1 protein-coding gene is annotated in these 677 nt (G+C 65.1%); it reads right to left on the bottom strand.

The window, feature by feature from the left end:
• The coding region (gene rpiA / locus EOA28_RS37690) for a ribose-5-phosphate isomerase RpiA (protein ID WP_128315944.1) at positions 1-580 on the bottom strand (580 nt) is incomplete at its 3' end.
• Positions 581-677: the final 97 nt, after the last annotated feature.

Raw genomic sequence — 677 nt, 5'->3', positions numbered from 1 at the left:
GCGCTCTTGTATCCGGAATGCGGCCAAAAGATGCATCGAGGATAAAGTGGCCGCCGTCTGTAACAAATGGCTGGCTTCCCGTCATCCTCAATGTAACCGGGCCGGAAAGGCCGAGCTTCGCCGCGGCGGCGCGAACCGCGATCTCGGTGGCGCGCAGGCCGAATTGGTTGACCTCGATCGGCAGCGGGAAGCGGCCGAGAGTCCCGACCAGCTTGGACTTGTCGGCGATCACGATCATGCGCCCGGATGCGGCCGCGACGATCTTCTCGCGCAGCAGCGCGCCGCCGCCGCCCTTGATCAACATCAGGTCCGGATCGATTTCGTCGGCGCCGTCGATGGTAAGGTCGAGTTCCGGCGTGTCTTCGAGCGTGGACAGCGGCACACCCAGCTCGCGACAGAGCGCCGCGGTGCGCTCGGAAGTCGGCACACCGATGATCTTGAGGCCGGTCGCAACCTTCTCGGCCAGCAGCCGCACGAACTCGTCCGCCGTGGTGCCGGTGCCGATGCCAAGCCGCATGCCGTCGCCGACATGGGCGAGCGCTGCCCGCGCGGCTTCGAACTTCAACTGCCTTGCATCCATGGGGAGCCCTGATTTCGCCGGTTTCGCGCGCCTCCTAGCATTTTTGCCTGTCCCGTCAAAGGCTCCCTCGTCAAAGGCTCTGTGGACCGATCGAGGC

This window comes from Mesorhizobium sp. M2A.F.Ca.ET.067.02.1.1, assembly GCF_004023285.1.
Taxonomy (GTDB): Bacteria; Pseudomonadota; Alphaproteobacteria; order Rhizobiales; family Rhizobiaceae; genus Mesorhizobium.
This window is presented reverse-complemented; position numbering and strand designations above follow the sequence as displayed.